This is a genomic window from Streptococcus bouchesdurhonensis, assembly GCF_948472335.1.
The window spans coordinates 165,885-191,167 of sequence record NZ_CAOKTW010000004.1 but is presented as its reverse complement, the minus strand read 5'-3'; the positions used below and the strand labels follow the sequence as shown (position 1 = coordinate 191,167).

Annotated in this window: 26 protein-coding genes, 1 tRNA gene and 12 pseudogenes; 27 read left to right on the top strand and 12 right to left on the bottom strand. The window is 38.8% G+C overall.

Translation table 11 applies throughout. The features are described 5' to 3' along the window. Positions 1-39: 39 nt before the first annotated feature. Positions 40-432, bottom strand: a pseudogene (locus QMQ21_RS19300) (S24 family peptidase); the annotation flags it as partial. A 596-nt stretch (positions 433-1,028) separates the two neighbouring features. On the opposite strand from QMQ21_RS19300, the pseudogene QMQ21_RS08510 reads away from it, so the two are divergent. The 4 genes and pseudogenes from QMQ21_RS08510 to QMQ21_RS08495 all read left to right on the top strand — a co-directional run bounded on the left by QMQ21_RS08510 (position 1,029) and on the right by QMQ21_RS08495 (position 3,235). Then, positions 1,029-1,900: pseudogene (locus QMQ21_RS08510) on the top strand (DUF4300 family protein). Positions 1,901-1,912: 12 nt separating this feature from the next. Continuing rightward, positions 1,913-2,092 carry a hypothetical protein gene (locus tag QMQ21_RS08505; RefSeq protein WP_000216060.1) on the top strand — a complete coding sequence of 60 codons (180 nt, stop codon included), beginning with the start codon at positions 1,913-1,915 and terminating at the stop codon, positions 2,090-2,092. Between the two features lie 112 nt (positions 2,093-2,204). Next, positions 2,205-2,515 (top strand): annotated as a pseudogene (locus QMQ21_RS08500) (hypothetical protein). Between the two features lie 3 nt (positions 2,516-2,518). After that, positions 2,519-3,235 carry an alpha/beta fold hydrolase gene (locus QMQ21_RS08495; RefSeq protein WP_023936133.1) on the top strand — a complete coding sequence of 239 codons (717 nt, stop codon included), beginning with the start codon at positions 2,519-2,521 and terminating at the stop codon, positions 3,233-3,235. 129 nt (positions 3,236-3,364) lie between these two features. Here QMQ21_RS08495 and QMQ21_RS08490 read toward each other — a convergent pair. The 3 genes and pseudogenes from QMQ21_RS08490 to QMQ21_RS08480 form a co-directional block, all read right to left on the bottom strand. Further along, positions 3,365-4,181, bottom strand: a pseudogene (locus tag QMQ21_RS08490) (TIGR03943 family putative permease subunit). Next, positions 4,178-5,083 carry a permease gene (locus QMQ21_RS08485; RefSeq protein ID WP_000123618.1) on the bottom strand — a complete coding sequence of 302 codons (906 nt, stop codon included), beginning with the start codon at positions 5,081-5,083 and terminating at the stop codon, positions 4,178-4,180. Before QMQ21_RS08485 ends, QMQ21_RS08490 begins: the two are co-directional and overlap by 4 nt. Continuing rightward, positions 5,080-5,214: an SPJ_0845 family protein gene (locus tag QMQ21_RS08480; protein ID WP_261814254.1), complete on the bottom strand. Its 135-nt coding sequence runs from the start codon at positions 5,212-5,214 to the stop codon at positions 5,080-5,082. The genes QMQ21_RS08485 and QMQ21_RS08480 overlap by 4 nt, the downstream gene beginning before the upstream one ends. Positions 5,215-5,369: 155 nt before the next feature. Between QMQ21_RS08480 and QMQ21_RS08475 the strand changes: the two genes are divergently transcribed. From QMQ21_RS08475 to tatA, 7 genes and pseudogenes are all read left to right on the top strand, one after another. After that, complete coding sequence (locus QMQ21_RS08475) at positions 5,370-5,735, top strand: PBECR3 domain-containing polyvalent protein (protein ID WP_023933601.1); 366 nt, start codon at positions 5,370-5,372, stop codon at positions 5,733-5,735. A gap of 107 nt (positions 5,736-5,842) precedes the next feature. Continuing rightward, positions 5,843-6,713 (top strand): annotated as a pseudogene (efeO, locus tag QMQ21_RS08470) (iron uptake system protein EfeO). A 40-nt stretch (positions 6,714-6,753) separates the two neighbouring features. After that, on the top strand, positions 6,754-6,975 hold the full coding sequence (locus QMQ21_RS08465) for a twin-arginine translocation signal domain-containing protein (protein ID WP_261814251.1): 222 nt from the start codon (positions 6,754-6,756) through the stop codon (positions 6,973-6,975). After that, complete coding sequence (gene efeB, locus QMQ21_RS08460) at positions 6,878-7,930, top strand: iron uptake transporter deferrochelatase/peroxidase subunit (RefSeq protein WP_345774403.1); 1,053 nt, start codon at positions 6,878-6,880, stop codon at positions 7,928-7,930. The genes QMQ21_RS08465 and efeB overlap by 98 nt, the downstream gene beginning before the upstream one ends. Continuing rightward, the gene (locus QMQ21_RS08455) at positions 7,905-9,593 is read left to right on the top strand and encodes an FTR1 family protein (RefSeq protein ID WP_261814249.1); all 1,689 of its coding nucleotides are present in this window, start codon (positions 7,905-7,907) and stop codon (positions 9,591-9,593) included. Before efeB ends, QMQ21_RS08455 begins: the two co-directional genes overlap by 26 nt. Then, the gene (tatC, locus tag QMQ21_RS08450; RefSeq protein ID WP_261814248.1) at positions 9,594-10,325 is read left to right on the top strand and encodes a twin-arginine translocase subunit TatC; all 732 of its coding nucleotides are present in this window, start codon (positions 9,594-9,596) and stop codon (positions 10,323-10,325) included. Further along, positions 10,309-10,479 (top strand): twin-arginine translocase TatA/TatE family subunit, encoded by a 171-nt coding sequence (gene tatA, locus QMQ21_RS08445; RefSeq protein WP_000512107.1) that lies wholly within the window; start codon positions 10,309-10,311, stop codon positions 10,477-10,479. The genes tatC and tatA overlap by 17 nt, the downstream gene beginning before the upstream one ends. Positions 10,480-10,613: 134 nt before the next feature. Here tatA and QMQ21_RS08440 read toward each other — a convergent pair whose 3' ends face one another. From QMQ21_RS08440 to QMQ21_RS08425, 4 genes and pseudogenes are all read right to left on the bottom strand, one after another. Next, on the bottom strand, positions 10,614-10,973 hold the full coding sequence (locus QMQ21_RS08440; protein WP_023936126.1) for a type II toxin-antitoxin system RelE/ParE family toxin: 360 nt from the start codon (positions 10,971-10,973) through the stop codon (positions 10,614-10,616). Next, positions 10,963-11,246, bottom strand: a pseudogene (relB, locus tag QMQ21_RS08435) (type II toxin-antitoxin system RelB/ParD family antitoxin). Before relB ends, QMQ21_RS08440 begins: the two are co-directional and overlap by 11 nt. A 177-nt stretch (positions 11,247-11,423) precedes the next feature. Continuing rightward, positions 11,424-11,666, bottom strand: a complete 243-nt coding sequence (locus tag QMQ21_RS08430; protein WP_000710764.1) for a type B 50S ribosomal protein L31 — start codon at positions 11,664-11,666, stop codon at positions 11,424-11,426. Between the two features lie 95 nt (positions 11,667-11,761). Next, on the bottom strand, positions 11,762-12,697 hold the full coding sequence (locus QMQ21_RS08425) for a DHH family phosphoesterase (protein ID WP_023936123.1): 936 nt from the start codon (positions 12,695-12,697) through the stop codon (positions 11,762-11,764). Positions 12,698-12,800: 103 nt separating this feature from the next. Here QMQ21_RS08425 and QMQ21_RS08420 point away from each other — a divergent pair. From QMQ21_RS08420 to QMQ21_RS19295, 12 genes and pseudogenes are all read left to right on the top strand, one after another. Then, positions 12,801-13,245, top strand: a pseudogene (locus QMQ21_RS08420) (flavodoxin). A 115-nt stretch (positions 13,246-13,360) separates the two neighbouring features. Beyond that, on the top strand, positions 13,361-13,627 hold the full coding sequence (locus tag QMQ21_RS08415) for a chorismate mutase (protein ID WP_000362492.1): 267 nt from the start codon (positions 13,361-13,363) through the stop codon (positions 13,625-13,627). After that, positions 13,624-13,998 carry a fluoride efflux transporter CrcB gene (gene crcB / locus QMQ21_RS08410; RefSeq protein ID WP_000712082.1) on the top strand — a complete coding sequence of 125 codons (375 nt, stop codon included), beginning with the start codon at positions 13,624-13,626 and terminating at the stop codon, positions 13,996-13,998. The genes QMQ21_RS08415 and crcB (QMQ21_RS08410) overlap by 4 nt, the downstream gene beginning before the upstream one ends. Continuing rightward, positions 13,992-14,309, top strand: a pseudogene (crcB, locus tag QMQ21_RS08405) (fluoride efflux transporter CrcB); the annotation flags it as partial. The gene crcB (QMQ21_RS08410) and the pseudogene crcB (QMQ21_RS08405), both read left to right, overlap by 7 nt. Before the next feature lie 131 nt (positions 14,310-14,440). Further along, on the top strand, positions 14,441-14,788 hold the full coding sequence (gene rplS / locus QMQ21_RS08400) for a 50S ribosomal protein L19 (protein WP_261814245.1): 348 nt from the start codon (positions 14,441-14,443) through the stop codon (positions 14,786-14,788). A 40-nt stretch (positions 14,789-14,828) separates the two neighbouring features. Next, positions 14,829-14,900, top strand: a tRNA-Arg gene (locus QMQ21_RS08395). Between the two features lie 272 nt (positions 14,901-15,172). Continuing rightward, a complete protein-coding gene (locus tag QMQ21_RS08390) occupies positions 15,173-15,361 on the top strand; it encodes a type II toxin-antitoxin system HicA family toxin (RefSeq protein ID WP_023936121.1) in 189 nt (62 codons plus the stop codon). Between the two features lie 57 nt (positions 15,362-15,418). Continuing rightward, positions 15,419-15,796, top strand: coding sequence for a type II toxin-antitoxin system HicB family antitoxin (locus tag QMQ21_RS08385; protein WP_000921490.1), 378 nt, complete (start codon positions 15,419-15,421; stop codon positions 15,794-15,796). Between the two features lie 89 nt (positions 15,797-15,885). Beyond that, positions 15,886-16,047, top strand: a complete 162-nt coding sequence (locus QMQ21_RS08380; protein WP_000077979.1) for a type II toxin-antitoxin system RelB/DinJ family antitoxin — start codon at positions 15,886-15,888, stop codon at positions 16,045-16,047. A 45-nt stretch (positions 16,048-16,092) separates the two neighbouring features. Then, entirely contained in the window at positions 16,093-16,407 is a 315-nt protein-coding gene (locus tag QMQ21_RS08375; protein WP_000263130.1) for a nucleotidyltransferase family protein, read from the top strand. Next, positions 16,388-16,762, top strand: a complete 375-nt coding sequence (locus QMQ21_RS08370; RefSeq protein WP_001257560.1) for a HepT-like ribonuclease domain-containing protein — start codon at positions 16,388-16,390, stop codon at positions 16,760-16,762. The genes QMQ21_RS08375 and QMQ21_RS08370 overlap by 20 nt, the downstream gene beginning before the upstream one ends. A gap of 1 nt (position 16,763) precedes the next feature. Further along, positions 16,764-17,098, top strand: a pseudogene (locus QMQ21_RS19295) (site-specific integrase); the annotation flags it as partial. Positions 17,099-17,112: 14 nt separating this feature from the next. On the opposite strand, the pseudogene QMQ21_RS08360 reads toward QMQ21_RS19295, so the two are convergent. From QMQ21_RS08360 to QMQ21_RS08340, 4 genes and pseudogenes are all read right to left on the bottom strand, one after another. Next, positions 17,113-17,217, bottom strand: a pseudogene (locus QMQ21_RS08360) (IS5/IS1182 family transposase); the annotation flags it as partial. 105 nt (positions 17,218-17,322) lie between these two features. Then, positions 17,323-18,020, bottom strand: a pseudogene (locus QMQ21_RS08355) (transposase family protein); the annotation flags it as partial. Positions 18,021-18,369: 349 nt separating this feature from the next. Continuing rightward, the gene (gene yidA, locus QMQ21_RS08345) at positions 18,370-19,176 is read right to left on the bottom strand and encodes a sugar-phosphatase (protein ID WP_023936120.1); all 807 of its coding nucleotides are present in this window, start codon (positions 19,174-19,176) and stop codon (positions 18,370-18,372) included. Positions 19,177-19,188: 12 nt separating this feature from the next. Further along, positions 19,189-20,493: an HD domain-containing protein gene (locus QMQ21_RS08340; RefSeq protein ID WP_023936119.1), complete on the bottom strand. Its 1,305-nt coding sequence runs from the start codon at positions 20,491-20,493 to the stop codon at positions 19,189-19,191. A 71-nt stretch (positions 20,494-20,564) separates the two neighbouring features. Here QMQ21_RS08340 and QMQ21_RS08335 point away from each other — a divergent pair, with 71 nt between their 5' ends. From QMQ21_RS08335 to QMQ21_RS08320, 4 genes and pseudogenes are all read left to right on the top strand, one after another. Beyond that, on the top strand, positions 20,565-20,942 hold the full coding sequence (locus QMQ21_RS08335; RefSeq protein WP_023936117.1) for a YwiB family protein: 378 nt from the start codon (positions 20,565-20,567) through the stop codon (positions 20,940-20,942). Positions 20,943-21,042: 100 nt separating this feature from the next. Then, positions 21,043-21,375 (top strand): putative DNA-binding protein, encoded by a 333-nt coding sequence (locus QMQ21_RS08330; protein WP_023936115.1) that lies wholly within the window; start codon positions 21,043-21,045, stop codon positions 21,373-21,375. Positions 21,376-21,386: 11 nt separating this feature from the next. After that, positions 21,387-22,954, top strand: a pseudogene (gene ffh / locus QMQ21_RS08325) (signal recognition particle protein). A gap of 640 nt (positions 22,955-23,594) precedes the next feature. After that, the gene (locus QMQ21_RS08320) at positions 23,595-25,283 is read left to right on the top strand and encodes a site-specific DNA-methyltransferase (protein ID WP_023936111.1); all 1,689 of its coding nucleotides are present in this window, start codon (positions 23,595-23,597) and stop codon (positions 25,281-25,283) included.

The following is a 25,283-nucleotide window of genomic DNA, read 5'->3' as shown; positions in this document are numbered from 1 at the left end:
TAAAATCTGTTTGTTTTATATCGCCATTCTCCCCCTTTTTTAATTCTCCCTATACAGCCTGACAACTTTCCCGATGGTACGAATATGGGTGCTTTCGTCTAGGTGGATGTCGGGGTATTCGGGATTGAGTTTTTTGAGGTAGCCTTGGCGGAGTTTCTTGACATAGTTAGCACCGTCTACTTGGAAGATGCCGATGGTATTATAGTCAATCTGTGGGGGATTCTTGATAAATAGGTAGTTGCCGTTTCTTATCTTTGGCTCCATGGACTTGCTGACGACATAAGCGATTGCGTCGTAGTCGTCTGGGATTTCATCCTCATAGAATGGAAACTCCATATCTAAATTGTCGTCCTGCATCGAGCGGCTACCTGCAGAGATAAACTACCTAACACGAGAGTAAGTAGTCTGTCTGTAGTCGTCCAGTTTGATGATTTTTGCGATACTTCGTTTATCATCGTTTTTCTTCTCATACAGTTGCCTCTCGGCATAGGTCAGTACTTTACCTTGTCTGGGTGATGCCCGTTGGTCGTAGATAGATTGGATATCGCTAGGAGAATCCTTTTGAACTGGAGGAAAGAGGACATCAATCAAGCTACTGAATACTTTAACTAAGTCAAATATAGTATTTTTCTTAGTAGACCTAACCCTTTTTTCATAGTTTCCAAGGGTGTTTTTACTTATACCAATCTTGGTACTCAATTCTTATTGAGTCCAACCATTACTAGTCTATATTGTTTTATTTTTCGCATGTAACAATTGCAATCTCTTCTTTATCCACGAATGAAATCGCTTTCTGTTTTTATAAGTAAAGCATAACACGAAATCCACGAAAATGAAAACTTTGTTGTGTTTTCGTAAAAAAATTGTTGACAGAGCACGAAACGCCTATTATAATTAAATCAAGCTTAAGGAAATAACAAAAAAACAAATCGGAGGGAAAGACGATGAACATATTAAATGAGAAAGTAATCAATATCTGTAAAGCAGTAGTTAAAGAAACTTTAATCCAAGACATTTAGGAGAAAAAGATGAAGAAATCAAGAAAATTAGCCATATTAGGAATCTGTTCAGCTTTGTTTTTAGGCTTGGCAGCTTGTCAGCAAGATGCTACAACTTCGAATGGGACGAGTCAAAGGCAAAGTAGTTCAACGAAAGTTCCATGGAAAGCTTCATACACCAACCTAAACAATCAGGTAAGTACAGAAGAGGTCAAATCTCTCTTATCAGCTCACTTGGATCCAAATAGTGTTGATGCCTTTTTTAATCTCGTTAATGATTACAATACCATTGTCGGCTCAACTGGCTTATCAGGAGATTTCACTTCCTTTACTCACACAGAATACGATGTTGAAAAAATCAGTCATCTCTGGAATCAAAGAAGGGTGATTTTGTTGGGACCAACTGCCGTATCAATAGTTATTGTCTTTTGAAAAATTCAGTCACCATTCCAAAACTTGATAAGAATGATCAATTGCTTTTCCTAGATAACGATGCGATTGATAAGGGGAAGGTCTTTGATTCACAAGATAAGGAAGAGTTTGATATTCTATTTTCGAGAGTTCCAACTGAGGCAACGACGGATGTCAAGGTTCACGCTGAAAAGATGGAAACATTCTTCTCCCAATTTCAATTCAACGACAAAGCTCGAATGCTATCTGTAGTCTTGCACGACAATCTGGATGGTGAGTATCTGTTTGTAGGCCACGTTGGAGTCTTAGTACCTACTGATGACGGTTTCTTATTTGTAGAGAAATTGACTTTCGAAGAGCCCTACCAAGCGATTAAATTTGCCAGCAAGGAAGATTGTTACAAGTATTTAGGCACCAAGTATGCGGATTATACAGGCGAGGGACTGGCTCAGCCTTTTATCATGGATAATGATAAGTGGGTTAAACTTTAATGGTGGTATGATATGACAGTAATCCTAGGACTTTTATTTCTATTTTTGATGAGTTGGTGGGTTATTTCAATCGTTAATAGCCAGAAACCACGAAAAAATGAAACATTTATTGGCTATATCCAAAGATACGATATTGATGGGAATGGCTATCAATCAGAAGTATGGGAAGTGACTGAGGAGGAAGATTTATAATTAAAGAACAGACTCGTCTTTACAGTATTGCACCTATTTCCAGATAGTCCATTTGTAGTTTTATCCAGATTGCTATATAATTTAACTTAGAGAAAATAGGAGGACTAATCAGATGGAATTAAAAGATTTTACAGAAAAAGAACAGGAAATGATAAAGAATGGGCTGACGACGTCTAAGATTAGTGACAAGGAAACTGCTGAGAAGATTCTTGCGCTTGTCCCACAAGACTTGATTAAGCGAATCCCATTTTTCGTCAGAAAACATGCTACGACACGTATGATTAACGCATTTCAATCGAACACCCTGAACTCTACGCTGCAGCTCAAACAAGTGGTGAGATTCCAGAAAAAGAACGAGAAGAATTACGTCAGATTATCACAACTATCTTTGAACAAAAGATGAATAAGCATAGTATTAAGTAGAGAATGAAAATGTATTTTATTGGCGGTTTGGGAAGCAATGTCTATCATAGCAAGGATCTTCTTCAAGAACTAGATTCGCAGGTCTATTTTCTAAATCCTTATGAAAAGCATCTTCGAGATGAAACAGAATTGAAATCATGGTTTAAAAAATCGATAGAAGAGGAAGAATCTATCTGTCTGATAGGCCATTCTCTTGGAGGAGATTTGGCTCGTTATCTCGCATCGGAATTTCAAGAAGTGAAGAAACTGATTCTTTTGGATGGTGGCTATCTAGATTTAGATAAGATTTTACCTTTAGATACAGAGTTAGAGGAAACTAAAAATTATATCAAATCTCAAATCGTTTCGGACTTAGCTCTTCTTATTTCTAAAGAAAAATCTGAAGCAAAGCATTGGTCAGAAAATATGGAGAAAGCCGTAAGGCAGTCCTATCACTGGAATTCTGAGTATAATAGATATGAGTTGGCTATAAATTATGAAAATATAGAAGCGATACTCCGCTTACGGAGAAAAATACAAGCTTTTAAGAGAGAAGTGGGAGATACCTTGTTTATTAGTCCTCGCTATCCTAATGAAGCTACATGGAGAGAGGAAACACTAAAAGAATTACCAGATTATTTTGATACTATTTTTCTAGAAAACGTTGGCCATGAGCTTTATACTGAAGCACCCAAAAAAATCGCTAGTATGATTAATGAGTGGCTCTCTTATTCTCACTGAGTTGCTTGTATGGCTTGAAATGGTATAAGATGAAAATCTACAAGTCACTAATTCTCATATAACAAAAAAAACGAACAGGCTCTTTTCTGTCATTCAGAAGAGAACTTGTTCGTTTTTATCTTGATTTTCTTAAAAAGCTCGATAAACATAGGGATTTTCTGGTTTATCGACTTTTGTAAAGCTGTCGATTTCCAAGGTTGGGAGATTTTGTTTGAGTTCTTTATGGTAGTGATTGAGCAGTTTTCCTTTGGCCGTAATCCAAGTGTTGTTTTCATACTGCTTGGGTATTTCCCTTGGTCAGCAATCCATAGACACCAGAATCTGCGATACAGTGGATAATGCCGAATCGGAACAGAAATTGACTATTGGCATGACTGGGGTCGTTATAGACAAAGCCTGTAAACTGGATTGTCTTGCCCTCAAACTCATCTGGATAGTCGTAGATAGCCTCCATGACCTCCATATAGTTTTCATTAGTGATTTGAATGCTATCCTGGGACAAGTATTTATCCGCCGCCGTTCGCATTTCCTTTTCATAGGCTGATTTTGAAAAATAAGAACTGGTGTCTGGTTTCAAATATTGGCTTGTCGTCCCTTCACTTGTCTGAATGGCTAGATCCGTTCCTTCCGATAGGGGGAAATGATAACCTTTAGCAGAAACGGTCTGAGAATCCAAGCTAACAGTTGGGAAAGTTAAGCCGATGACAAGTGGAATAGCCAGAAGAGAAATACTCGTCATCTTGGCCAATCGGCTGTTCAGATGACTGTGGGTTTTGATTTGCTTCATCCAGATATACAATTGAACAATTGCCAAGATAAAGGAAAGCACCATGGAGATATAGGCCAGATAGGAATAGTGCATGTTGATGTACTGGTTTAGTTTGCCCGACAGATGGAGGTAAATAGTCAGTTCAAAATAGCCAGCTAAAACTAAAAATCGAATCATAGGATGACTCCAATCAAGAGAGAATAGGCTAAAACGACCAGAGTCACAATCGTAATGAAGTGACTAATAAATCGTGCTTTCAAGTAATTTTTCATCATGAGAATATTTTTGATATCCAGCATTGGGCCAATGACGAGAAAGGCCAGAACTGGAGCCAAACCGAAACTCGAGAGAAGAGAAGCACCTATAAAGGCATCCGCCTCACTACAGAGCGAAAGAAGAAAGGATAAAATCATCAAGAGCAGGATGGCAAAAAGAGGGGTCGCACTGATAGAGGTCAGAATCCGAGTCGGAACGTAGACCTGTATTATAGAAGCAAAGAGGCAGCCAAATACCAAATAACGCCCCGTATCAAAAAATTCATCAATGGCCTGCACAAAGACCTGAAAAACTTTTTTTGCAGAACTCAAGTAAGAAAAATCATGCTCATGACAAGTCAGACGATTTTCTTTCTGAATCGGTTCTTGCCAGAAAAATCCTAGAAAAATTCCTAGTATTACAGCCACAAGAATGGAACCCAGAGCTCGTAATAGGGCGACATGGAAGGAGTTGCCAAAGGCAGAATAGGTCGCAAAAAGAACAATGGGATTGATAACAGGTGCTGTCACAAGAAAGGGAACGGCCGTGTAACTGGGAACCTTCTTTTCCAGAAAACGATTGATAATCGGGACGATTCCACATTCACAAGAGGGGAAAAGTATTCCAACGAAGGTGCCAAAAAAGATTCTTCCCCAACGATTTCGAGGGAGAAAATGATAAACCTTGTCAGGTGTGATATAAACCTCAATCAGCCCTGAGACAATGCTTCCTATCAGAACGAAAGGGAGGGCTTCAATGATAATGGAGAGGAAAATAGCCCCAGTCTGAAGTACACTAGATGGGAGTTGTTGAAAAGCAGTCATCTAGTTTTTCTTTTCTGCTTTGGCTTTTTTCTTTTGTCATCAGGGAAAGTGACTTGTTTCAAATCTGGGAGTTTAGCAAACTCTTCAAACATCTTGTCCAAGTCGTCTCGTTTTGTAAATTTTACAGCCATAGGTGTACCTCGATTCTAAATTCTACCTCTATTATACTATTATTTTGAGGAAAAGGGAAAAGTTAAAAGTGAGTATCTAACGAATAATAGAGTTTGATATATCCTGATATACACTATGATTGTGATATAATAGTTGTGGAATAACGGAGGAAATTATGGATCATGAAAAAATCGGTCAGATTACCGATGAAGTAAAAGAAATTTTTGATATTGTTCTTGAAGCGAGCGACATAAAGGTCAACAAAGACGGTTTGAGAAGCCATATGATAAAAGGCCATCACAATGATGTGATTCATCATATTGAAGACCTGGAACTCATACTAAGGAACCCAGATTTCGTCGGCATCAATCCACGAGAGAAAGACGCCAGTTTTGAATATGTAAAAAGATTTGATAATAATGTTCTTGTTGCGATTAAGTTGCGATTAAGTTACATAAAAGTGGTGATTTCTTTTATGTTCCGACCATGTATCGTTTACAAGATTACAAGTTACAAAGTCGTATTAAGTCTGGTAGATTGAGAAAACATAACATTAAATTGTCTGAAAATTTATTGAAAAATGAGTGAAAACATGGTATAATGAAACGTAAAATGAATTCAGGTTTCCTGAACTGATAGGAGTATACAATGAAAAAACTAGGTTTTGTCCTTTTATCTTCAGCCTTGCTATTGACAGCTTGTGCTAATAACCAATCTAAGCCAAGCAATACGAGTGATTCGTCCAAGGTGACAGCCTTGTCTGAAGACAAGCAAAAAATGCTTGATAAGGCTACTGCTGACTATAAGACTTTTGTGCAAGACCAAATCGATAAACTGTTGACAGATACAGAAGGCTTTGTCAAACTGTTGAAAGAAGGTAAGTTAGAAGAAGCTAAGAAGGTCTATCCACTGATTCGTATGTCTTATGAGCGTTCAGAACCGATTGCCGAGAGTTTTGGTGAGTCAGATGTCAAGATTGACTTCCGTTTGGCAGACTACATGGACGAAAACAAGACAGAAGAGGGATGGTCAGGTTTCCACCGTATTGAGCGTATCCTTTGGGAAGACAATACAACTAAAGGAACTGAAAGTTATGGCGATCAGTTGGTCAATGATATCAAGGAATTGAAAGCCAAGATTGCAACTGTGGATGTGGACTACAAGGTCATGTTGACTGGGGCAGTCGACTTGCTTAACGAAGTAGCGACAAGCAAGATTACGGGTGAAGAGGAAATTTATTCTCATACAGACTTATGATTTCCGTGCAAATATCGAGGGAGCTGAGAAGATTTTCCAACTTTTTAAACCTTTACTTGAAAAATCAGATGCTAACCTAGTTAAAGAATTGGAAGCAGATTTCAAGTCAGTTAATAGTTTGCTGGACAAACAAATGACCGACAAGGAACACTACAAACTCTATACTGATTTGACAAAAGAAGATACCAAAGAATTGTCAGAAGCTGTGACAAAACTTGGTGAACCTCTATCACAAATGGGTAAATTTCTTAGTGGAGAATAAGAGTCATGACTGAAAAAGACGAAAAGTTTTTGAAAAGAAAATGGACCGTCGAGAATTTCTAAAAAAAGCAGGGATTGGAGGGGCTGGTTTAGCGCTAGGACTCTCTGGTGCTTCTGCTTTTTTCGCACCTAATCTAGGAAGTCAGGAAAAAATCTCGTACGGAAATGAAAAAATTGCTTTTTATGGCAAGCATCAAGCTGGGATTAGTACGCCCATGCAAAAGAATATCTATTTTGTTGTCTTGGACCCATACGACGGATAGAGATAAGATTATCCAGCTATTCAAGGATTGGACGGATTATAGTGCCAAGTTGGTTGAGGGGGAACTGGTAAAAAAAGATGGCCAGAATACTCTCTTGCCTCCGAGCGATACTGGTGAAACAGTCGGGCTGAATCCGCATCGTTTGACGCTGACTTTTGGTGTGTCTGCAAGTTTCTTGAAAAAGATGAACTTGGAAAACAAGCGTCCTCAAGTGTTCAGAGATTTACCGCCTTTTCCTAAAGAGCAATTGCGTGAAAAATATACTGGTGGAGATATTGTCATTCAGGCTTGTGCAGATGATGAGCAAGTTGCATTTCACGCTATTCGCAATCTCATCCGTAAGGGGAGAAATGCAGTGACCCTTCGTTGGAGTCAGTCTGGATTTGCAGCTATTGGAGATCGAATGGAGACTCCGCGTAACCTCTTTGGTTTTAAGGATGGAACAGCAAATCCAACCAAGGAGAAAGATTTTGACCGCGTCATCTGGGCTGATAGTAAGGACTGGATGGAAAATGGTTCTTATATGGCAGTTCGTCGGATTCAGATGTTTTTAGAGACTTGGGATCGCACTAGTCTCGAAGAACAAGAAAATACATTTGGCCGTTATAAGGAAAGTGGTGCCCCCTTTGGTAAGAAAAATGAGTTTGATGAAGTGGATTTGAGTCTTTTGCCAGATGATTCACATGTCCGTTTGGCTAAGGAAGTGGACAAACCCCTTTTGCGCCGTTCTTATTCTTACTCTGATGGAATTGATGAAAAGACTGGTCAGTTTGATACGGGCTTGCTCTTCATTTCTTTCCAGAAGGATCCTGATAATTTTGTTAAGGTTCAAACTAATCTAGGTGCTACAGATAAGATGAATGAATACATCACTCACATCGGTAGTGGACTTTTTGCTTGCTTTGGTGGTGTGGAGAAAGGAGGCTACATTGGTCAGAAATTATTGGAAGGCTAAAAGCTGGTTACTAGTTTTAGCTTTGTCATTTTTTATTCTTTCCCCAGTAGGTGCCCAAGAAAGCTTGAGTTCTTACTTTGTAAAAATCACAGATGCTTCTAAAGCGGTCAAAAATGGGAATCAGTCTGAGGCCCAGAATCTCGTTCAGGAGATGGCAACAGACTTTGAAAGAGTAGAAGGCAGCAATTCTGAGGCTGGTAAGGTTGTTAAGGAAAAGTTAGCTCAATCAGGCGAGATTACTGAAGACAAACTCACCGAAATTTCTGCAGCCCTATTAGCTTTTGAAAAAGAACAAAATCCTGTTGACCTAGATGCGGAAAAGGAAAAATTGGTAAACCGTCTAAGTCCTCGTTTTGAAGCCTTAGAGCAGGCCATTGCCTCCAAAGATTTGGAAAAGATCCGAGAAGCTTTTAAGAAAATGAATTCCACTTGGACTATCAATGAAAGTGTGGTTCGTGACAATAGTACAGCCCATTATGGCCGTGTTGAAACAGCTATTTCCTTCCTGCGTAGTAGCATGGAAACTGAACCTACAGATTTTAACTCCATCCAGACTTCCTTTGAGGACTTAAAAAAGGCTATTGATGATTTTGTAGCTGGAAAAGCAGTCGTAGCAACATCTTCTGATTTGAGTCTTAAAGACGGTATTGCCCTTTTGACAAAGGCTTTGGAACAATTCCAAGCTGGTGACCAAGCATCAGGAGCAGCCAGTATGAAGGAATTTATTACTATCTGGCCAACGATTGAAGGTTCTGTTAGCACGACCAATCCTTCCCTCTATACTCGAGTGGAAAGTGAAAGCCCTGTGATTATGGTCAAGGGAGGTGAGAAGGAATACCAAGAAAAATTAGAAAAACTGATTGCAGATTTATCACAAATTGATACTAGCGCACGTTACAATGCCTTTGATGCTATGCTGATTCTTCTAAGAGAAGGAGTAGAGGCCCTCTTAATCGTCATGGCCTTGGTGACGACCTTGAAAGCAGCCAAGATGCGAAAAGGGCTCAAGTGGGTTTATGGTGGTGCTATCACTGGAATCATGGCCAGTCTCCTTATTGCCTTCATCCTGCAAATTTCCTTTCCAGTAGTAACATCAGGCTCCAATCGTGAAATCATCGAAGGAGCAGTGGGGATTTTTGCGGTAGCTATGATGATTTTGATTGGAATCTGGCTCCACAGCAAATCCTCGGTCAAAAAATGGAATACCTTTATGGAGTCACAAATGGAAACAGTGACCAAGACAGGCTCCTTTATTTCCATGTTTGCCCTCAGTTTTCTAGCTGTTTTCCGTGAGGGAGCAGAAACCATTCTCTTTTATGTTGGGATTTTACCAAGAATTTCCAGTTTTGAATTTGTCTTGGGAATTTCACTTGCCTTGCTGGTTCTGGTAATTATTGCCCTTGTGATGAACAAGGCCAGTCAATTCTTCCTGCCACATAAGGTCTTCTTTATCCTGACTTGGATGATTTATGCCCTAGCCTTCAAGATGCTGGGGGTTAGTATCCATGCTCTTCAGTTGACCAATATGGCACCAAATCACTTAGTGACAGGCTTTCCAACGATCGATTTGCTTGGAATTTATACAAGTTGGGAAGGCTTGGTTAGCCAGCTAGTCTTTGTTATTATTGTCTTGATTGTCACTTTTAGACAGGGTGAAAAATAGATGGACAGAAAAGAATTGACAATCGTGGAACATCTGGTAGAATTTAGAAAGAGATTATTGGCTGTGGTCATTTGTTTCTTTTTGGTATTCTGTGTCTCCCTACTTTTTGCAGACCAGATTTACCAGTATGTGACCCAATCTTTTCAGCAAAAGTTGATTGTTTTAGGACCCAATGATATTTTATGGATATACATACGTTTGGCTAGTCTGATGGCCTTTACCATCACCTTGCCTTACACGGTGTATCATATTTGGTCTTTCATCAAACCCGGTTTAAAGAAGGAAGAAGCTAGAGCGATTTTTGCCTATATTCCAGCTAGTTTCCTTTGTTTTCTAGTTGGACTGGCTTTTGGTTTTTACTTTGTAACACCTACCTTACTTCAGGTTTTATTAGGGCTAGGAGAAGGTCTATTTGAAACGCAGTTAACCGCCCAAAATTATCTGTCTTTTGTTTTTCAAACGACCTTGCCTTTGGCTCTGATTTTTGAATTGCCAGTTATCATTGCCTTTTTGACGTCGATTGGACTCATTGGACCAGAATTATTGACTGCTTATCGCCGATATGCCTATTTTATCTTATTGGTACTCGCAGTCATCTTAACACCAGCTGACTTTGTCAGCGATTTGGCAATGACTGCCCCCTTGATATTACTCTATGAATTAAGTATTGCTATTAGCAAACACATTATGAAACGCAAGCAGAAAGGAGAGAGGAATGGGAATCTTACGTGATATTGGAGCACCAGGATTGATTATCATCGTTTTAGGAGCTCTCTTGATATTTGGACCAAAACGATTGCCTGAACTAGGCGAGTCAATCGGTAAAATGCTATCTGAATTTAAAAAAGCAGTTAAAGGAGCTGAAAATCAAGATAAGGAAGACTAAACCTTGTCTAATAAAAAACTTTGTACTCTGGAAGCCATCGCGTGGCTAGCTAGAGTGCAAAGTTTTTTTATTTTTTAGTTAAAATGAAGACTGTGTTCCTTATAAGTACAAGGTTATTAAGAGAGTGGTGGACATTAAAATGATGATTTTGAGTTTTTGTTATTTTTGCTTTGGAGCAAGGTAACATAGTCACTTTTGGTGTGAAATAAGTGGGAAAGAAAAACAGTTCTTTGAGTCTGGTCGATAAAGTAAAGCAAGATATACTGACCGATAATTTTTCCTCGCGTAGGGTACTTACTGTTGATTTTTAGTCCGATTTTTTCATCTGCATCAAAGCCAGCTTCAGGAAAAGTTTCTAAACTTTTTAAGCCGTCTAAAATTCTGGCTACAGTATTCTTAGCAGACTGAGGTGATAAAAGAACAGTAGTAATGTAGTCATGGATATTGTCAATTGCCTGACTCACTTCAGTAGAAAGACTCACTTTATAAGCCATATCGTAGCCTCATATTGTCTAGGGAAGTTCCTTTTAGGATTCGTATTCTCTTAAGGAGCGTTCAGATTGGGCTTGTAGTTCCTGAATCAATCGCTCACGATGTATATCTTCTGCAGTTTTTATTGGCAAATCCTGTTCGAGTACAATCTGCTCGATAAAAAGACTAATAGCATCCGTCATAGTCATTCCTTTTTCCTTGATGATAGCTCTAGCTTGTTCCATTGATGACTCATTGATTTTAAAATTGTACTGTTTAGTAAGTGATGTCGTCATGGTATATCTCCAATCTATACTATATATAGCTAGTATATATCTTTTATATTTTTTAGGCAAGAGAAAACTTTGTACTCTAGAAACTATCGAGAGTGTAAAGTTTTTTTAGTTTGGAACATGAAAACAGCAGTTGATTTCAAGAAACAAAAAAGAACAGCCGAAGCTGTCTTTTTCTCATTATTTGAGACCGTATTTTTTGTTGAAACGATCCACGCGTCCATCTGCTTGAGTGAACTTTTGACGTCCGGTGTAGAATGGGTGTGAGTCTGATGAAATTTCCACACGGATCAATGGGTAAGTTTCGCCTTCGAACTCAACTGTTTCGTTAGAGCGTTTTGTTGAACCGCTAAGGAATTGGTAACCAGTAGTTGTGTCCATGAAGACAACTGGGCGATATTCTGGATGGATATCTTTTTTCATTTTACAATATTTCCTTTCTGCCATGGTCTCTTTGCGAGCCATAGATTGTTACCATACTAGTCTATCAGATTCTGAAAAGTTTGGCAAGTATTTTATCAGTTTTTAAGCAAGTTTTTTAACTTTTGGTAGATGATTTCGTTTTCTTCTAGGCTATAGGAATTAGCACCGCTTGCTAGAGGGTGGCCTCCACCATCATGTTCTTTGGCAATTTCATTGATAGGATGGATTTTACTGCGTAAGCGAACACGGTAGTGGCCATCAGCCTGCTCTACAAAAATTCCCCAGAGACTGACGCTGTCAATACGTCCAGGTGCACCGACAATGGCTGCAGTTTCAGCATCAGTAACATTAAATTGTTTCAAGACTTCTTGACTCAGGATAACGCGAGCAGCACCATTTTCATCCACTTCCAGATGGTCATAGATGTAGCCTTGAAGTTTAGCAATTTTGTAGCTCATAGTGTCCATTTTGCGAGTGAGAGCTGCAAAGTCAAAGTTCTGTTCTCTCAAATAAGCGGCCAGGCGGAGGGTTCGTGCAGTGGTAGAAGGGTAGAGGAAGCGACCTGTATCACCGACAATTCCTGCAAAGAGCAACTCAGCAGCGCGATCTGACAAGGCCAGTTGGGTTGTTTGGGCAAATAGGGTAATCATCTCGCTAGCGCTACTTGAACTAGTATCGACCCAAGACAGGTCACCGTATACATCATCATTTGGATGGTGGTCAATCTTAATGAGAAAATCACCTTGACTATAGCGCTTATCATCAATACGAGCAGTATTCGCCGTATCACAGACGATGACAAGGGCACCTTGGTAGGCACTATCTTCAACAAGATCCATCTCAGCCATCCAAGTAAGAGTTGGTTCATCAAAACCAACGGCTTTGATGGTTTTTTCTGGGAAATGATATTTGAGAAGAGCTTTTAATCCCACCTGACTTCCCAAGGCATCAGGGTCTGGTTTCATATGACGATGAATGATAATCGTGTCGTATTCTTTAATTTTTTCTAAAATTTGATGGTAAATTTCCATAAATAACCTCAATTCTTTCTCATTTCATTGTAGCACAAGAATTTTTATTTTTAAAATGAAAAAGATGTGATATAATGGAGAAAGATAAATTGAGGAGGATGATATGGCATTAGCAAAAATTGTATTTGCCAGTATGACTAAGTAATACCGAAGAAATTGCAGATATTGTAGCAGACAAATTACGTGACTTGGGCTTGGATGTCGATGTTGATGAATGTACAACTGTTGACGCTTCAGACTTCTTGGAAGCAGACATCGCTATCGTTGCGACCTATACTTATGGTGATGGTGAATTGCCAGATGAGATGATGGACTTCTACGAAGACCTAGCAGATCTCAACTTGAATGGTAAAATCTACGGAGTGGTCGGCTCAGGAGATACCTTCTACGATGAATTCTGTAAGGCTGTTGATGACTTTGATCGCGTTTTTGTGTCAACAGGGGCAGAAAAAGGTTCAGAATGTGTTAAAGTTGATCTCTCTGCTGAGGAAGAAGACATTGAGCGCTTGGAACAATTCGCAGAAGAATTGGCTGCTAAAGTAGGATAAGTATAAACGTGCGCTGATGTAATCAATCAGTGCATTTTTCTTATCGTGAGTTAGGATTTTACTAGCCTATTTGGTGGCTTTTTGATACAATAATTCAAATAAAGGAGGAGACTGTATGGATTTAGATAGTATTCGTCAAGAAATTGATCAAATCGACGACCAAATCGTCAAGCTCTTAGAAGAACGAATGCATTTGGTTGAGGGTGTAGTTGCCTATAAGAAAGCTTCAGGTAAACCGATTTTAGATACCAAGAGAGAAGCGGTTATTTTTGAAAAGGTTAGAAGTCGTGTAGGAGATAAGCGCTATCAGGAAACTATTGTCGCGACTTTTTCGGACATACTCAAACGTTCGCGTGATTATCAGAATCAGAATATTAAATGAAAAAAGAACAATTTTATCCGCTAGGCATTTTTATAGCTGCTATGTTGGGCGGACTTGTGCGCTACCTTGTTTCTACTTGGTTATCAGCCAGTCCAGACTTTCCTTGGGGCACTCTCTTTGTCAACTATCTGGGAATTTTCTGCTTGATTTATCTTGTCAAGGGATATCTGGTCTATAAGGGGACTAGTAAGGGCTTGATTTTAGCACTAGGGACGGGCTTTTGTGGAGGTTTAACAACTTTTTCCAGCCTAATGCTTGATACTGTGAAGCTGCTTGATACAGGGCGTTATCTTAGTTTAGTCCTGTATTTGCTTTTGAGCATCGGTGGAGGCCTACTCTTAGCTTATTTTCTAGGGAGGAAGAAATGGTAATGGTCTATCTTGCAATTGCTTGTGGTTTCGGAGCACTCGTACGCTATTTCTTTTCCCGCTATAATCAAACTTCTAAATTGCCCCTCGGAACGCTCATAGTCAATCTTCTAGGTTGTTTTTTAATTGGATTATTCTACAATCATGTGGAGTCTAAGGAAGTCTATGCTATTTTAGCAACAGGATTTTGTGGAGGTTTGACAACTTTTTCGACCTTGAATGACGAACTCCAAAGATTGTTAAGTGATAGGAAGGGATTTTATTCTTATTTAGCTTTGACCTACCTCGGTGGTTTGATTGCGATTTTTTTAGGGAATTCTGCTATAAATTTCTTTACTTTTTTGTGGAAATTTGGTAAACTGTATCTTGTGTGTAATGGACGCACAAAAATACAGTTTATCCGCTGAGGAAGATTCCTCAAGATTGACAAAGATAGGAGAATAAAATGAATCCATTAATCCAAAGCTTGACTGAAGGTCAACTTCGTACAGATATCCCATCATTCCGTCCTGGTGACACTGTTCGTGTACACGCAGAAGTTGTCGAAGGTAACCGTGAACGTATCCAGATTTTTGAAGGTGTTGTTATCGCACGTAAAGGTGCTGGTATCTCAGAAAACTACACAGTTCGTAAAATCTCTAACGGTGTAGGTGTTGAGCGTATCTTCCCAATCCACACTCCACGTGTTGAAAAAATCGAAGTTGTTCGTTACGGTAAAGTACGTCGTGCGAAATTGTACTACTTGCGTGCTCTTCAAGGTAAGGCAGCTCGTATCAAAGAAATCCGTCGTTAATTCGACTAAAACTCTGCTTTTTCAGCAGAGTTTTTATCTAGCTCCCTTAGTTCAATGGATATAACAACTCCCTCCTAAGGAGTAGTTGCAGGTTCGATTCCTGCAGGGGGCATAATAAGAAGCGTAAAGAAACATAAAGAATATTCAAAGTGTTTATTTGTAGGCAATCATCACAATTTAGTTTTTTAAAATAGGTTAGTATTTTTGGAATCTTTGACCAAAGTGTGACCAAAATTTGACCAAAAGTCAATGAATATAGAATAAAGTAGATCAGGAAGCTGGTCTATTTTATTTTGTAGTTATTGAGAAAAAGTGGTTTGTTTTAATTTGACTATTATACACATAATGCGTATAATAGTAAGTGTAAGGAGGTAACGAATATATATGCCACTTACAGGTAAAGAAATGGTGAAACTAGCTCTTGAGAATGGATGGTTTGAAGTTCGTCAAAGAGGAAGTCATCATCATTTTAAGAAAGAGGGTTTTTCTTATCTTGTCACGATTCCAGTTCATGGAAATGAAGATTTGGGAAAGGGATTGGAGAGAAAGATTCTCAAAGATTTAGGATTGTAATTTTTACTTTCCTAAGTCTTTTTACATCAGAGGTAGTAGAATGTTGGGGGTAGTAGAATGTTAAAAACGTATCCAGCTATTTTTCATAAAGAAGGAACAGGATATTGGGTAGAATTTCCAGAATTTGGTGGTGGTACAGAAGGAAAAAATATCGAAGAAGCGATGAAAAATGCTCGAGAAATGCTTGAAAATGTTTTAGCTTCTTATATCGATGAAGGGATGGCGTTGCCTACTCCAAGTGATATTTTAAAGATTGAAGTTTCAGATGGTTTTGTATCAATGATTCAAGTTGATCCTGCGCCTTTTGTGAGAAGTAACAAGGCGATTAGAAAGAACGTGACCGTTCCTGAATGGCTAGTTCGTCTTGCTGATCGAGAAAAGATTAACTATTCAGAAGTTTTGGCACAAGCATTAGAGAAGAAGTTGCAAGTTTAAATTTAAAGACTGTATTTATTAGGGAATAAGTTTGATATGTATTGGTAAAAGTGATACAATAGATATACAAGAAGAAAAGGAGAAATGCTATGTCACAAATTGCTGTAAGAGTAGATGATGAATTGAAAAAAGAAGCGACTGCGATTTTTAATGAGTTGGGGTTGGATATGTCAACTGCTGTGAAGTTATTTTTGAAGCAAAGTGTGTTGACAAGAAGTATTCCTTTTGAAGTTAAACTTGATTCTGAGTAAGGTGAAATAAAAGTGTGGATAGATATAATCTAAAGGGGTTCGGTTATGGTTTATACAATAGATCAGATAAAGGAAAAAATTGTTCCTGTTGCTAAACAATATGATTTATCTAAAATTTATCTATTTGGCTCTTATGCTAGGGGCGAAGCTGATGGGAAAAGTGATGTTGATATTGCTTTGGAGTTAGAGGATGATTCTATATATTTTGATGTATATGGTAGACTTTTGACTATTTTTGATGGTAATATAGATATTCTATTGGTTAGTGATTTACTTTCTCCAAAAACAAACATTGGGAAGTTAGTCAAGAAAAATTTTTTGAATGATAGAGAGGTTATTTATGAGAAGTCAATCTCTTGAAACTGATATAGCATATTTGAAGGATATGGTTTTATATCTTGATAAGGCCGATGCTGTTTTGTATAAAGCAAGAAGATATAATTTACCTTTAGATGATGATATGGTAGTTGATTCTATCGCTATGAATTTAGGACAGGTAGGAGAACAGTTATCGTTAGGCAAATTATCAGAGGAAGTAAAACAGAAGTATTCAGATAGGATAAACTGGACTCAGATAAAAGGTTTTAGAAATTTTATTTATCATAATTATTCTAACTTAAATTTTAAAATTATAGAGGGTATATTGAAGGAATCTGTTCCCAAAACGAAAGAATCTTTACACTCGATTATAAGAGAATTAGAAGGTGAATTATAAAATAGAAAATGAAAGAGAAACTCTAAAAACGTATGGAAGATTTGCTAGAAATCGACAAATTTTATTCCTCAAAAAACGAATACTTCCATAAGAGAAATTATTATTGATGAAGATTTAATATCTGTATTGGATGCATTGAAAGAGGAACAAGATAAGGTTCTTTATAATCGTGAAGAATTAAAGAAATATGATTTGGTCTCTTGTGATAGAAGGTATAAACTTTCTACAAATTATGGATTGAATAAATACTTGAAAGTATTTTTATCCGAACTTGGGATAGGTAGCCAAACCATGATAGCAAAAGCAGGCAGGCATATTTACGGTTTATATTTATTAGACTTCCTGCAAAACTAGAATCCTAGTTCATGATTGATAATACCAACAATCAAATTCATTCGTAAGCCGAAGCGTTTACGATGATTTCGATAGGTTGTTGAAAATATTTTAAACGTTTTCATAGTGAAATGAAATAAGAACAGGACAAATCGATCAGGACAGTCAAATCGATTTCTAACAATATTTTAGAAGTAGATGTGTACTATTCTAGTTTCAATCTACTATACTCTGTCAAAAATATTCTCAACCTTGATTCTCTCCTTAGATAGCGCATGGTTACAGGCTTTATCTTCAGCTGTTAGCAGCTTGAGTTTGCTGGATTTCCTCGGAGTTTGCGCTTGAGGATATAGCTTCATGAGCCCTTGATAAGCACTGTCAGCCAAGATTTTACCAGCTTGTCCGATATTTCTGCGACTCATTTTGAACAACTTCATATCATGACAATAGTTCACAGCGAGCTCCAAAGAAACAATTCTCCCTTGACTTGTGACAATCGCTTAAGCCTTCATAGCGTGGCATTTCTTTTTACCAGAATCATTCTCTAATTGTTTTTTTAGAACGATTGATTTTTACTTCCGTCGCATCAATCATTACCGTGTCCTCAGAACTGAGAGGAGTTCTTGAAATCGTAACACCACTTTGAACAAGAGTTACTTCAACCCATTGACTCCGATGGGTTAAGTTGCTTTCGTGAATACCAAGATCAGCCGCAATTTCTTCATAAGTTCGATATTCTCGCACATATTGAAGTCGCCATAAGAAGGTATTCTAGGCTTAGTTTAGGTTTTCGTCCCCCTTTTGCGTGTTTACCTTGATAATCTCTTTTTAATACAGCTAACATCTCTTCAAAAGTCGTGCACTGAACACCAACCAGGAGCTTAAATCGTGCATCAGTTAGTTGTTCACTTGCTTCATAATTCATAGAACTATTCTACCATATATTGTTTCGCAGGAAGTCTATTATCAAAAGGTGTTGATATATGGGCTGTTTCAAGATTACTAAGGCATAAAGATATACAACAAATTATTCAAACTTACGGACATACTCTAAAAGAGGGTTATTGATAAATAGTATAGGAAGAGCCTTAAAATAAGGTTTTTTCTATTTATCGATTCCAGCAGGGGGTATGTAATTAGATACTATAGTAGATTGAAACTAGAATAGTGTATCTGGACTTCTAAAACATTACTAGAAATTGATTTGTCCTATTCCTATTTCATTTTACTATAAAAACCGCTCAACTGAGCGGTTTTCGTCTATTCATATCCTCTTACAGTACCCATGTTCGGATGGCATGGGCAACGCCGGATTCGTCATTTGTTTTAGTGATGTATTTGGCGATTTTTTTGATTTCTTGATTTCCATTTTCCATGACAACGGGGTTCCCAACGACTTCCAGCATGGCACGGTCATTTTCTTCGTCACCGATAGCCATGGTTTGATCTTTGTTCAATCCGAGTTTTTCAGCTAAGTGAGTAATAGCTGACCCCTTGTCTATATTCTTTTTAAGGAGTTCGAGGTAGAAAGGAGCAGACTTGTTGATAGAGTAGCGTTCGTAAAATTCTGCTGGGATTTTTTCAATCGCAGCATCGAGAATCTCAGGCTCATCGATGAACATACACTTGACGATTTCCTTGTCAGACATTTCTTCAGGTGTGCGGTAGAAGATAGGCATGTTGACGAGGGTTGATTCGTGCACAGTGTATGTTCCGATATTGCGATTGGCAGTATAGATACCGTCCTTAGTAATAGCATGCATGTGGACACCGAGCTTACGACTGAGAAATTCCATATCCAGATAATCCTCATAAGTCAAGGATTCGCTGATAATCTCATGCCCTGTAGCAGTTTCTTGGACAAGGGCACCATTGAAGGTCACAACATAGTCACCCTCGTCTCTCAACTGCAAGTCGTCCAGAAGTTTGGCAACACCTGCGATAGGGCGGCCAGTTGCAATGACGACTTTGACACCAGCTTCTTTGGCATCTTGGATGGCAGAAAAGACTTCAGGAGTAATCTCCTTTTGACTGTTGACTAGGGTTCCGTCAATATCGACAGCGATTAGTTTAATACTCATAAAATTCCTCTTCTAGTTTTTATTTGGGGTAAAATGATCGTTCTCAATCAAGTGTAAAAATTGCTGGGTAATGCTTGCAAAGATGCTGTTTTGGTCCAACATTTCTTTTGGAAAATAAAAGCGATTATCTCCGTGGCGACTGCCAGCAAGGGATTGGACGATAGGAGACAGGCTAGAGAGTTCGGCCAGTTGACCATTTTTTTGTAAAATCTCAATCTGTGTCCGCGGATTTTCAGATTCGGGACGATAGATATCATAAGGGAGGTCGAAGTTCTTATGAATAGCAGTATAGTAGTCTGGATCAAAGCCAATGTCCTCAACCAATTTTCTCATGCTAGCGAGTTGGTCTTGGTCTTCTTGTGAAAAGGTAATGGATTTAAAGACCTTGCGGTTGACAAAGCGTTGCGACAGGTCTGCAAGAATCTTATCAGGACTGGTCATCCAGAGCTGGAAGTAGGTATTCATCACACCATCATCCAGAGCCAGATAATCAGACAAGGTCACATTTTTTTCAAAGAAAGGCAGGAGGTGTGGGGAAGTTCGTGCAAAGAAGTCTTTGTCCTCAGGATAGAGTTCCTTAGCGCGTTTGAGAAGATTTTGTAGGAGAACTTCCATAGCGCGTGTTGCTGGGTGGAAATAAACCTGCATATACATTTGGTAGCGGCTGAGAACATAGTCTTCGATGGCGTGCATGCCATTGCGCTGAAAGGCGATACCATTTTCGACAGGACGAATGACACGCAAGATCCGAGTCAGGTCAAATTCCCCATAAGAAGCTCCTGTAAAATAGGAGTCGCGCAAGAGATAGTCCATGCGGTCCGCATCAATCTGACTAGAAATCAGTTGCACAACCTGTTTGTTAGGGTAGGTATGGTCTATGACACTGGCAACCTTTTCTGGAAAATCTGGCGCCACTTGTAGCAGGACTTGGTGAATCTCCGTTTCAGGACTTTGGATGATCTCCTGAGTAATGGCTTCGTGGTCTGTATCAAAGAGATGTTCAAAAGTATGGGAGTAGGCACCATGCCCAAGGTCGTGTAAAAGAGCAGCGGTCATGGTCAAGAGAGACTCTGCAGGATTCCATTCCTCAGGATATTTTTCTTCGAAAATCTCTGTGATGCGTCGTGCAATTTCATAGACGCCTAGACAGTGAGAGAAGCGACTATGTTCTCCACCGTGGAAGGTATAACTGGAAGTTCCCAGTTGTTTGATACGACGCAAACGCTGAAATTCTTTTGTATTGATCAAGTCATAGATGATTTGATTATTGACATGGATGTAGTTGTGAACTGGGTCACGGAATACTTTTTCGTTCATATGACCATTATAGCAAAAAGCTAGAGTTTTTGGTAAAATAGTAGGACAAGAGACAAGAAAGAGGACCTGATGTGAAGATTCGGATGCGAAATACGATTCAGTTTGATGAGCAGTTGGAAGTGATTGACCAGCTTTATGACGTGGAAGTGCATGAGAAGGGAGATTATAGCTATCTGCTTTTCTATAATGAGGAAAAGGAAAAAGTAGTGATTAAATTTCATGGTCAAGAACTGGTGATGAGCCGATTTTCCAATCCCAAGACCACTATGCGCTTTCTAAAGGATAGTGATAGTTTAGCCTATATCCCTACACCTATGGGCATGCAGGAGTTTATCATCCAAACGAGCCATTATCAAGTAGATGGGCAAAAGATTGAACTAGACTATCAACTGCAAAACCAAGAGGGACATCCCTTTGCTAGCTATCAATTGGAAATTACTTGGGGCTAGGCTCTTATTTTTTTCAAATTTTTTCAAATTTTGCTAGCTATCTTCTTGTATTGACTTCCTAGTGTGGTAGATTAGGCTAATTTTTGGTATAATAAAAGTTATGGAAATTGAAAAAACCAATCGTATGAATGCGCTCTTTGAATTTTATGCAGCGCTTTTGACAGATAAGCAAATGAATTATATCGAGCTCTACTACGCTGATGATTATAGTCTTGCTGAGATTGCTGAAGAGTTCGGCGTCAGTCGTCAGGCTGTCTATGATAATATCAAGCGGACAGAAAAGATTCTAGAAGATTATGAGATGAAATTGCACATGTACTCTGACTACATTGTCCGCAGTCAGATTTTTGACCAGATTTTGGAGCGCTATCCCAATGATGACTTTCTGAAAGAGCAGATAGAAATTTTAACAAGCATTGATAATAGAGAATAAGAGGAAGAAAAATGGCATTTGAAAGTTTAACAGAACGTTTGCAGAACGTCTTTAAAAATCTACGTAAAAAAGGAAAAATCTCTGAATCTGATGTCCAAGAGGCAACCAAAGAAATTCGCTTGGCCTTGCTTGAGGCCGACGTTGCCTTGCCTGTTGTAAAGGACTTTATTAAGAAAGTTCGTGAGCGTGCAGTCGGGCATGAGGTCATTGATACCCTTAACCCAGCGCAACAAATTATTAAAATCGTTGATGAGGAACTGACAGCCGTTTTAGGTTCTGATACAGCTGAGATTATCAAGTCACCTAAGATTCCAACCATCATCATGATGGTTGGTTTACAGGGGCTGGTAAAACAACCTTTGCCGCAAATTGGCCAACAAACTTAAGAAAGAAGAAAATGCTCGTCCTTTGATGATTGCGGCGGATATTTACCGTCCTGCGGCTATTGATCAGCTTAAAACCTTGGGGCAACAGATTGATGTGCCTGTCTTCGCTCTTGGGACAGAGGTTCCAGCTGTTGAGATTGTACGTCAAGGTTTGGAACAAGCACAAGCCAATCATAATGACTATGTCTTGATTGATACGGCAGGTCGTTTGCAGATTGATGAGCTATTGATGAATGAGCTTCGTGACGTAAAAGCACTGGCTCAACCAAATGAAATTCTCCTCGTCGTTGATGCCATGATTGGTCAAGAAGCAGCCAATGTTGCGCGTGAGTTTAATGATCAGTTGGAAGTGACTGGGGTTATCCTTACCAAGATTGACGGCGATACTCGTGGTGGTGCTGCTCTATCTGTTCGTCACATTACCAAAACCAATCAAGTTCACTGGTACAGGTGAAAAGATTACGGACATTGAGACCTTCCACCCAGACCGCATGTCTAGCCGTATCCTTGGCATGGGGGATATGCTCACTTTGATTGAGAAAGCTTCTCAAGAATACGATGAGCAAAAGGCCCTTGAAATGGCTGAGAAGATGCGTGAAAACACCTTTGATTTCAATGATTTCATTGATCAGTTGGATCAGGTGCAAAATATGGGGTCGATGGAAGACTTGCTCAAGATGATTCCAGGTATGGCAAACAATCCAGCCCTTCAAAACATGAAGGTGGATGAACGCCAGATTGCTCGCAAACGTGCCATTGTGTCCTCCATGACACCTGAAGAACGTGAAAACCCAGATTTGTTAAATCCAAGCCGTCGCCGTCGTATCGCTGCGGGTTCTGGAAATACTTTTGTCGAAGTTAATAAATTCATCAAAGACTTTAACCAAGCTAAACAGCTCATGCAAGGTGTTATGTCTGGCGACATGAACAAGATGATGAAGCAGATGGGGATCAATCCAAACAACCTTCCTAAAAATATGCCAAATATGGGAGGAATGGATATGTCTGCCCTTGAAGGAATGATGGGACAAGGTGGCATGCCTGACCTGTCAGCTCTCGGAGGAGCAGGAATGCCAGATATGAGCCAAATGTTTGGTGGCGGACTCAAAGGTAAAATCGGTGAATTTGCCATGAAACAGTCCATGAAACGCATGGCTAACAAAATGAAGAAAGCGAAGAAGAAACGCAAGTAAGACGAAGGAAGGCCGCAGAGCTTTCCTTTTTTAGAAAAATAATAAAGGTCTATTTTGAATCTGTAAAGAATAAAAAATAATAATACTCAATGAAAATCAAATAGCAAACTAGGAAGCTAGCCGCAAGCTGCTCAAAACACTGTTTTGAGGTTGTAGATAAGACTGACGAAGTCAGTCACATATATACGGTAAGGCGACGTTGATGTGGTTTGAAGAGATTTTTGAAGAGTATAAATATAAAGAAAAATCAGAAATTGAGATTAGAGAACTCTTTTGATTTCAATCCTTATTTTTGATAAAATGAAGCTGTAATGTATTAAAAATGAAGCATTACAAAGATAGGATAAGCCAACTTAATTTGTTAGAAAATTAAAATTACAAAAGCTTGACAAAGCTAAGAAAGGATACTACCATGAGCACAGCACAGCACAGCACAGCACAGCACAGCACAGCACAGCACGCAGGTGAAAACTCTGGACTTGAGAAATTAACTCTCACTTCAAAAGATGTTTTTACAGATAATATTTCAAAAATTGGTCAACTTTTTCCTGAAGTTCTGACGGAAAAGAGGGATGAATACGGCAGATTACGTCCTGCGATTGACTTTGAGAAGCTTAAACAGTTTTTATCAGAGGAAATTGTGGATGGTCGAGAATCCTATGAGTTTACTTGGGTTGGAAAGCGTGAAGCTATTGCAGAAGCTGGGCGACCAACTACTAAAACCCTAAGACCAGATCTTGATGAAAGTGTTGACTTTGAAAACAGTGAAAATGTCTTTATTACTGGAGATAATTTAGAAGTCTTAAAAATCTTACAAGAATCCTATCTAGGAAAAATCGATATGATTTATATCGATCCACCCTATAATACAGGAAAAGACTTTGTATATTCTGATAAGTTCCAAAAAACAGACGAAGAGTTGAAGGAAGAGATGGAACTTTTGGATGAAGAAGGACGCCAGGTAGTTGGGCTTACAAAAAATGAAAAGACTTCGGCCCGTTATCACTCAGACTGGCTCAATATGATGTATCCACGTCTCCGCCTAGCACGTAATCTCCTCAAGGATTCAGGTGTTATCTTTATCTCTATTGATGATAATGAACAAGCTAATCTGAAAGCTATCTGTGATGAGATATTTGGGGAGGAGAATCTCGTTCAAACGATTGCTTGGAGAAGAAGTGATAATCAGCCTAATATAGGTAAAGCTGCTAGAGTAAAAGAATATATATATGTGTATTCAAAGGATTATTCTAGAGTTACATATGGACGGTTACCACTTTCAGATACAGCTAAGAAAGAATATGCTTATGAAGATTCAAAAGGAAAATATGGGAGAGGCATCCTACGTGATGAAGTTCGAGGAAGGTTTAATTATGAAATTCTAAGTCCTGCTGGAAAAGTACTTATGGGACCATGGATGGTTTCGGAAAAAGATTTTCACCAACTTTTAAAAGATGACAAAATTCATTGGCCAGAAAATGGAGGAGTTCCAAGAACAAAGATATATTTAAGTGATGCAATGAAGAATGGTCAACTATCTAATGATTTTTGGAATGTAGAGTTTGGAACAAATCAACGTGCCAATACTGAAATTAAGAAGTTATTTGATTTTAGAGTATTCGATTTTTCTAAGCCGACAAAACTATTATTAAATTTGTTAGGATTAGGTGCAAGTATAGAAACCGCCCTTATTCTTGATTTCTTCGGTGGTTCTGGTACTACGGCAGACGCAGTTATACAACTGAATGCTGAAGATGGTGGAAATCGTAAGTTTATCTTATGTACTTTGGATGAAGAAGTAGCTGATAAGTCTGCTGCTAAAGAAGCAGGTTATGAAACTATTGATCAGATTTCACGTGAGCGGATTCGTCGTGCTGCTGCCAAGATTCAGGAGGAGCATCCTGAGTTGGTTGGCAAGCAGGACTTTGGATTTAAGGCTTATAAGTTAGACTCTTCTAATTTCAAAGATGTTTCAGCTCGGCCAGATCAATTTATCCAAGGAGAACTTTTTGATAGTGTATCCAATATCAAGGAAGGACGTACTGGGCTTGACCTACTTTTCCAAGTTATGCTGACATGGGGCATGGAATTGTCATTAGCTATTGATTGGGAGAAAGTAGCAGGAGCAGAAGTTTATGATGTAGATCAAGGATCACTCATGGCTTGTTTTGAAGATGAAATCTCTGAAGAAGTTATCCGTCACATCGCTCAAGCACAACCACTCCGTACTGTTTTCCGTGATAGTTCATTTGCCAATTCAGCAGATAAAATTAACGTAAGTGAAATATTTAAAGAATTATCACCTCATACGAAAGTGAAGGTGGTGTAG

Excerpts from the sequence above, each read along its gene's own strand:
- yidA (WP_023936120.1), bottom strand. The coding sequence starts at position 19,176 with ATGAGTATTAAACTAATCGCTGTCGATATTGACGGAACCCTAGTCAAC.
- QMQ21_RS08505 (WP_000216060.1), top strand. The coding sequence starts at position 1,913 with ATGACAGTAATCCTAGGACTTTTATTTCTATTTTTGATGAGTTGGTGG.
- QMQ21_RS08430 (WP_000710764.1), bottom strand. The coding sequence starts at position 11,666 with ATGAAAAAAGATATCCATCCAGAATATCGCCCAGTTGTCTTCATGGAC.
- QMQ21_RS08375 (WP_000263130.1), top strand. The coding sequence starts at position 16,093 with ATGGTTTATACAATAGATCAGATAAAGGAAAAAATTGTTCCTGTTGCT.
- crcB (WP_000712082.1), top strand. The coding sequence starts at position 13,624 with ATGAAAAAAGAACAATTTTATCCGCTAGGCATTTTTATAGCTGCTATG.
- QMQ21_RS08495 (WP_023936133.1), top strand. The coding sequence starts at position 2,519 with ATGAAAATGTATTTTATTGGCGGTTTGGGAAGCAATGTCTATCATAGC.
- QMQ21_RS08385 (WP_000921490.1), top strand. The coding sequence starts at position 15,419 with ATGTTAAAAACGTATCCAGCTATTTTTCATAAAGAAGGAACAGGATAT.
- QMQ21_RS08330 (WP_023936115.1), top strand. The coding sequence starts at position 21,043 with ATGGAAATTGAAAAAACCAATCGTATGAATGCGCTCTTTGAATTTTAT.
- QMQ21_RS08465 (WP_261814251.1), top strand. The coding sequence starts at position 6,754 with ATGGACCGTCGAGAATTTCTAAAAAAAGCAGGGATTGGAGGGGCTGGT.
- QMQ21_RS08440 (WP_023936126.1), bottom strand. The coding sequence starts at position 10,973 with ATGGCTTATAAAGTGAGTCTTTCTACTGAAGTGAGTCAGGCAATTGAC.
- QMQ21_RS08480 (WP_261814254.1), bottom strand. The coding sequence starts at position 5,214 with ATGGCTGTAAAATTTACAAAACGAGACGACTTGGACAAGATGTTTGAA.
- QMQ21_RS08380 (WP_000077979.1), top strand. The coding sequence starts at position 15,886 with ATGTCACAAATTGCTGTAAGAGTAGATGATGAATTGAAAAAAGAAGCG.
- QMQ21_RS08415 (WP_000362492.1), top strand. The coding sequence starts at position 13,361 with ATGGATTTAGATAGTATTCGTCAAGAAATTGATCAAATCGACGACCAA.
- QMQ21_RS08485 (WP_000123618.1), bottom strand. The coding sequence starts at position 5,083 with ATGACTGCTTTTCAACAACTCCCATCTAGTGTACTTCAGACTGGGGCT.
- tatA (WP_000512107.1), top strand. The coding sequence starts at position 10,309 with ATGGGAATCTTACGTGATATTGGAGCACCAGGATTGATTATCATCGTT.
- QMQ21_RS08390 (WP_023936121.1), top strand. The coding sequence starts at position 15,173 with ATGCCACTTACAGGTAAAGAAATGGTGAAACTAGCTCTTGAGAATGGA.
- QMQ21_RS08370 (WP_001257560.1), top strand. The coding sequence starts at position 16,388 with ATGAGAAGTCAATCTCTTGAAACTGATATAGCATATTTGAAGGATATG.
- QMQ21_RS08425 (WP_023936123.1), bottom strand. The coding sequence starts at position 12,697 with ATGGAAATTTACCATCAAATTTTAGAAAAAATTAAAGAATACGACACG.
- QMQ21_RS08475 (WP_023933601.1), top strand. The coding sequence starts at position 5,370 with ATGGATCATGAAAAAATCGGTCAGATTACCGATGAAGTAAAAGAAATT.
- tatC (WP_261814248.1), top strand. The coding sequence starts at position 9,594 with ATGGACAGAAAAGAATTGACAATCGTGGAACATCTGGTAGAATTTAGA.
- rplS (WP_261814245.1), top strand. The coding sequence starts at position 14,441 with ATGAATCCATTAATCCAAAGCTTGACTGAAGGTCAACTTCGTACAGAT.
- QMQ21_RS08340 (WP_023936119.1), bottom strand. The coding sequence starts at position 20,493 with ATGAACGAAAAAGTATTCCGTGACCCAGTTCACAACTACATCCATGTC.
- efeB (WP_345774403.1), top strand. The coding sequence starts at position 6,878 with ATGAAAAAATTGCTTTTTATGGCAAGCATCAAGCTGGGATTAGTACGC.